Genomic DNA, 6,010 nt, shown 5'->3' on the forward strand with positions numbered 1-6,010 from the left:
CTCACGCCCGGAACACGTGGCGGCGGATCGCCGCGGCGTTGGAGAAGATGCGGATGCCGAGAACGACCACCACACCCGTGGACAGCTGCGCCCCCACGCCCAGCTTGTCGCCGAGGAACACGATCAGCGCGGCCACGACGACGTTCGACAGGAACGACACCACGAACACCTTGTCGTCGAAGATCCCGTCGAGCATGGCCCGCAGACCGCCGAACACGGCGTCCAGCGCGGCGACGACGGCGATCGGCAGGTAGGGCTCGACGACCGCCGGCACCTCGGGCCGGACCAACAGGCCGGCCACCACTCCCACAATGAGGCCCAGTACGGCGATCACGATGTGCCCTTCTCGGTTATCGGCTGTGCGGTTCGTACGATCACACTCGTTGCGGCGGGCAGCCGGACGTCGTCCTCCGCGGACAGGGCCGTCCGGATGCCGTAGTTCTCCTGGAGGGCGTGCAGATACAGCCCGTCGGCGCCGTTCTGGAAGCGGTCGCCGAGCTCCTCGCCGTCCCCCACCGCCAGCACCGTGTACGGCGGCACCAGCGGCTTGTTGTCGACCAGTATCGCGTCTCCCGCGGCCCTGATCGCCGACAGGGCGGTCAACCGCCGCCCGTTGATGGAGACGGCCTCCGCGCCGGACTCCCACAGCCCGTTGACCACCCGCTGCAGGTCGCGGTCGCGGACCCGGCCGGTGTCGGAGAACCCTGAGGTGGACCGGGGGCCGCCGTCACCGCCGCCGGTGGCGTCCTCGGCGTCGTTCACCACGAGCCGGACGCCGGGGCCGTGGACGGGGGTGGCGCCGGACAGGATGCCCATGAGCGTCGACCGGTCGCCGCCGCTGTCCCGCAGCGCCTCCCGCTGCCGTGCGCTGACCTCGGCGCGCAGCTCGTCGACGCTCTCCTCGAGCCGGTCCGCGGCCGCGGTCTCCTCGTCGATCCGGTCGATCAGCTCCTCGCGCTCCTTGGCGACCACCGGAGCGGCGACCCGGGCCTGGGCCGCACCGACGGTGACGACGCACGCGGCGAGGACGAGTCCCGCGGCCAGACCGAGCTTCGCCCGCAGCGTCCTCGGCAGGCCGCCGGTCCCCTCGCTCCGCTTCCGGGCGGCGGCCTCGGCATAGCCGTCGTCGAGACTGTGGTCCATCACGTTGGTGATCAACGACATGGACGCGTCCGGGCGCGCGGGCCGCGCGGGTGTGCTCCGAACGGGGGGTTGCTGCGGCATGCCGCACATCGTCGCACGCCGCGCCCCCGACCTCCGAACGACCCCGGCGGTGTGCCGGACGGGCCCCTTCCGGGGTCCCGGCCCGGCACACCGCCGGTACCGCGTCTACTGCGGGAAGGTCACCTGCCGGCGCTGTCCACGACCGCCGACCACTCGTCGAGCAGCGCCTGCGCGGAGGCGTCGTCGGGCCCCTCGGCCCACAGGTGCGTGACGGCCTCGGCCGGGTCGGGCAGCACCATGACCCAGCGCCCGTCGGCCTCCACCACGCGCACGCCGTCGGTGGTGTCCACGGAGCGGTCGCCGGCCGCCTCGACGACTCGTCGCATGACCAGGCCCTTGACGGCCCACGGGGTCGCCAGGTCGCGCTTGAGGACGTGCGCCCGCGGGATACGGGCGTCGATCTGGCTCAGCGTCAGCTGGGTGCGCGCGACCAGCCCGATGAGCCGGACGAACGCCGCAGTGCCGTCGTAGACGCTGCTGAACTCGGGGACGATGAAGCCGCCCTTGCCGTCGCCGCCGAAGATCGTCCCTTCCTCGCCGCCGACCCGCGTGAGGTCGTCGGGCGAGGTGGTCGTCCACTCGACCTGCGTGCCGTGGTACGCCGCCACCTGTTCGGCGATACGGGTGGTGGTCACCGGCAGGGCGACGCGACCGCTGCGCCGCTCGGAGGCGACCAGGTCGAGCATGACGAGAAGCGCGCGGTCGTCTTCGACGATCCGCCCCTTCTCGTCGACCAGCGACAGCCGCTCGCCGACGGGGTCGAAGCGGACGCCGAAGGCGGCGCCGGACGACGCCACGATCTCCCCGAGCCGCACCAGGCCCGCGCGCCGCATGTCGGCCGTCTCGGTGGGCCGCGACTCGTCCAGACCGGGGTTGATGGTCAGCGAGTCGACGCCCAGCTTGCCGAGCAGGCTGGGCAGCACCAGGCCGGCGCTGCCGTTGGACGCGTCGACGACGACCTTCAGCCCGGACTCGGCGATGCCGGTGATGTCGACGTTCCGCAGCAGCGACCCGGTGTAGGAGTCGAAGACGCTCGCCGGGAAGTGCAGGTCGCCGATCTCGCCGGGGAAGGCACGCCGGTACTCCTGCCGCGCGAAGACGCGGTCCAGCTTGCGCTGGCTGCCCTGCGACAGGTCGGCTCCCTGCCCGTCGAAGAACATGATGTCGACGGAGTCGGGCACGCCCGGCGTGGTGCGGATCATGATGCCACCGGCGCTGCCTCGCGCCGTCTGCTGCCGCGCCACGGGCAGCGGCACGTTCTCCAGGTCGCGTACGTCGATGGCGCTGGCCTGGAGCGCGGAGATGACCGCGCGCTTCAGGGCTCGGGCGCCTCGGGAGTGGTCGCGGGCCGTGGTGACGGTCGAGCCCTTCTTCAGGGTCGTCGCGTAGGCGCCGGCGAGGCGGACGGCGAGCTCGGGCGTGATCTCGACGTTCAGGATGCCGGAGACGCCGCGCGCGCCGAAGAGGTGCGCCTGGCCGCGGGACTCCCAGATCACCGAGGTGTTGACGAAGGCGCCGGCCTCGATGGTCTTGAACGGGTAGACCCGCACATTGCCCTGAACGATCGATTCTTCACCGATCAGGCACTCGTCGCCGATGACGGCGCCGTCCTCGATCCGCGCGGCGCGCATGATGTCGGTGTTCTTGCCGACGACGCAGCCGCGCAGGTTGCTGTGCGGTCCGACGTACACGTTGTCGTGCACCACGGCCTTGTGCAGGAAGGCGCCGCTCTTGACGACGACGTTGGAGCCGACGACCGTGTGCTCGCGGATCTCCGCGCCGGCCTCGACCTTGGCGTAGTCGCCGATGTACAGCGGCCCGCGGAGCACGGCGTCGGGGTGCACCTCGGCGCCCTCGGCGACCCACACGCCGGGCGCCATCTCGAACCCGTCGATGTCGACGTCCACCTTGCCCTCGAGCACGTCGGCCTGCGCCTTGACGTAGCTCTCGTGGGTGCCGACGTCCTCCCAGTAGCCCTCGGCGACATAACCGTAGATCGGCTTGCCTTCCTTCATGAGCTGGGGGAAGACGTCACCGGACCAGTCGACGGGAACGTCGGGCTCGACGTAGTCGAACACCTCCGGCTCCATCACGTAGATGCCGGTGTTCACCGTGTCGGAGAAGACCTGGCCCCAGGTCGGCTTCTCGAGGAAGCGTTCGACCTTGCCCTCTTCGTCGACGATGGTGATGCCGAATTCCAGCGGGTTGGGCACGCGGGTCAGGCAGACCGTGACCAGTGCGCCCTTTCCCTTGTGGAAATTGATCAGCTCGGTGAGGTCGAAGTCCGTGAGGGCATCGCCGGAGATGACGAGAAAGGCATCGTCCTTCAGTGCCTCCTCGGCGTTCTTGACGCTCCCGGCGGTACCGAGTGGCTTCTCCTCATTGGCATACGTGAGCTCCATTCCGAGCTCCTCGCCGTCCCCGAAGTAGTTCTTGACCAGCGAGGCAAGGAACTGGACAGTCACAACGGTTTCGTTGAGCCCGTGCCTTTTGAGCAGCCGCAGAACGTGCTCCATGATCGGCCGGTTGGCGACCGGCAGGAGCGGCTTGGGCATGCTTGAGGTCATGGGGCGAAGACGGGTGCCTTCGCCCCCGGCCATCACGACGGCCTTCATGTCGGAAGCGTCCTCCTCGAAGAGACGACGGTCTGGCCGACTTCACCCGCCAGGATTGCCGCACACGTATTCAGCGTGGGACATCGCGCGCCCCGTTGCGCGTGAGGAAGCGAGTCAATCGGCCATGGCGTCCGCACGGATCAAGCGGCGGACTTGGACCACATAGAGCACTCCTGCCCACCAATAGAGGGTTGTACCCCATCCGGCGAACGCCCAGCCGAAAATTGCGGCGAGTGACGAGATCCAACCACTTCCGTCACTGAGCAGGAGCAACGGGAAGGCATACATCAGGTTGAAGGTCGCGGCCTTCCCCAGGAAGTTCACCTGCGGCGGCGGATAGCCGTGGCGCCGCAGGATGCCCACCATGACCAGGAGGACCAGCTCCCGGGCCAGCAGGACGACGGTCAGCCAGAGCGGCAGAATCTCCCGCCAGGTGAGTCCGACCAGGGTCGAGAGAATGTACAGCCGGTCGGCCGCGGGATCGAGCAGCCGGCCGAGGCTGCTGATCTGGTTCCACCGACGGGCGAGCTTGCCGTCCAGGTAGTCGCTGACGCCGCTGAAGGCCAGCACCAGGAGCGCCCAGCCGTCGCTCTTCGGCCCGCCGAACTCCGGCCTCAGAATCAGCCAGAGGAACAGGGGTACGCCGACGAGCCGCGCCATGCTGAGCACGTTCGGGATGGTGAGGACACGGTCTGTCTGGACCCGTGTCTCCTGGACCTCCACCCGGGATCCTCCTGTGGGGAACGTTTCTACGATGCTCCTTGACCCTACCGCAACGCGAAAAAGCTCCGGCTCTCGGGCGGGGAGCCCAAGAGCCGGAGCTGTAAAAGGAGTTCGGCGGCGTCCTACTCTCCCACAGGGTCCCCCCTGCAGTACCATCGGCGCTGTAAGGCTTAGCTTCCGGGTTCGGAATGTAACCGGGCGTTTCCCCTACGCTATGACCACCGAAACACTATGAAACACTCAACCACCGGCATGCCGTGACCATGGCATGGGGTTGTTCGTGGTTTCAGAACCAACACAGTGGACGCGAGCAACTGAGGACAAGCCCTCGGCCTATTAGTACCGGTCAACTCCACACGTTACCGTGCTTCCATATCCGGCCTATCAACCCAGTCGTCTACTGGGAGCCTTACCCTCTCTAGGAGGTGGGAGTCCTCATCTCGAAGCAGGCTTCCCGCTTAGATGCTTTCAGCGGTTATCCCTCCCGAACGTAGCCAACCAGCCATGCCCTTGGCAGAACAACTGGCACACCAGAGGTTCGTCCGTCCCGGTCCTCTCGTACTAGGGACAGCCCTTCTCAAGACTCCTACGCGCACAGCGGATAGGGACCGAACTGTCTCACGACGTTCTAAACCCAGCTCGCGTACCGCTTTAATGGGCGAACAGCCCAACCCTTGGGACCGACTCCAGCCCCAGGATGCGACGAGCCGACATCGAGGTGCCAAACCATCCCGTCGATATGGACTCTTGGGGAAGATCAGCCTGTTATCCCCGGGGTACCTTTTATCCGTTGAGCGACGGCGCTTCCACAAGCCACCGCCGGATCACTAGTCCCGACTTTCGTCCCTGCTCGACCCGTCGGTCTCACAGTCAAGCTCCCTTGTGCACTTACACTCAACACCTGATTGCCAACCAGGCTGAGGGAACCTTTGGGCGCCTCCGTTACCCTTTAGGAGGCAACCGCCCCAGTTAAACTACCCATCAGACACTGTCCCTGATCCGGATCACGGACCCAGGTTAGACATCCAGCACGACCAGACTGGTATTTCAACGACGACTCCACCCGAACTGGCGTCCGAGCTTCACAGTCTCCCAGCTATCCTACACAAGCCGAACCGAACACCAATATCAAACTGTAGTAAAGGTCCCGGGGTCTTTCCGTCCTGCTGCGCGAAACGAGCATCTTTACTCGTAGTGCAATTTCACCGGGCCTATGGTTGAGACAGTCGAGAAGTCGTTACGCCATTCGTGCAGGTCGGAACTTACCCGACAAGGAATTTCGCTACCTTAGGATGGTTATAGTTACCACCGCCGTTTACTGGCGCTTAAGTTCTCAGCTTCGCCTGGACGAATCCAAGCTAACCGGTCCCCTTAACGTTCCAGCACCGGGCAGGCGTCAGTCCGTATACATCGCCTTACGGCTTCGCACGGACCTGTGTTTTTAGTAA

Annotated in this window: 4 protein-coding genes and 2 rRNA genes (1 of these 6 only partly in view); all 6 read right to left on the minus strand. The window is 66.4% G+C overall.

Annotated elements, in window-relative coordinates; translation table 11 throughout:
* Nucleotide 1 precedes the first annotated feature (1 nt).
* Nucleotides 2-334 (minus strand): small basic family protein, encoded by a 333-nt coding sequence (locus tag ACP7TJ_RS04550; RefSeq protein ID WP_006134295.1) that lies wholly within the window; start codon nucleotides 332-334, stop codon nucleotides 2-4.
* On the minus strand, nucleotides 331-1,233 hold the full coding sequence (locus ACP7TJ_RS04555) for a DUF881 domain-containing protein (RefSeq protein ID WP_093764895.1): 903 nt from the start codon (nucleotides 1,231-1,233) through the stop codon (nucleotides 331-333). The genes ACP7TJ_RS04550 and ACP7TJ_RS04555 overlap by 4 nt, the downstream gene beginning before the upstream one ends.
* A 110-nt stretch (nucleotides 1,234-1,343) precedes the next feature.
* Complete coding sequence (locus tag ACP7TJ_RS04560; RefSeq protein ID WP_427762217.1) at nucleotides 1,344-3,839, minus strand: sugar phosphate nucleotidyltransferase; 2,496 nt, start codon at nucleotides 3,837-3,839, stop codon at nucleotides 1,344-1,346.
* A gap of 114 nt (nucleotides 3,840-3,953) precedes the next feature.
* Nucleotides 3,954-4,562 (minus strand): CDP-alcohol phosphatidyltransferase family protein, encoded by a 609-nt coding sequence (locus ACP7TJ_RS04565; protein WP_048459381.1) that lies wholly within the window; start codon nucleotides 4,560-4,562, stop codon nucleotides 3,954-3,956.
* A 109-nt stretch (nucleotides 4,563-4,671) separates the two neighbouring features.
* Nucleotides 4,672-4,788: ribosomal RNA gene (gene rrf / locus ACP7TJ_RS04570) — 5S ribosomal RNA — on the minus strand.
* Between the two features lie 90 nt (nucleotides 4,789-4,878).
* Nucleotides 4,879-6,010, minus strand: a 23S ribosomal RNA gene (locus ACP7TJ_RS04575) (it continues 1,994 nt past the right edge of the window).

Origin of the sequence: Streptomyces sp. DSM 41931 (genome assembly GCF_050271085.1) — a bacterium.
In the GTDB taxonomy this organism is placed as follows: Bacteria; Actinomycetota; Actinomycetes; order Streptomycetales; family Streptomycetaceae; genus Streptomyces; species Streptomyces albogriseolus.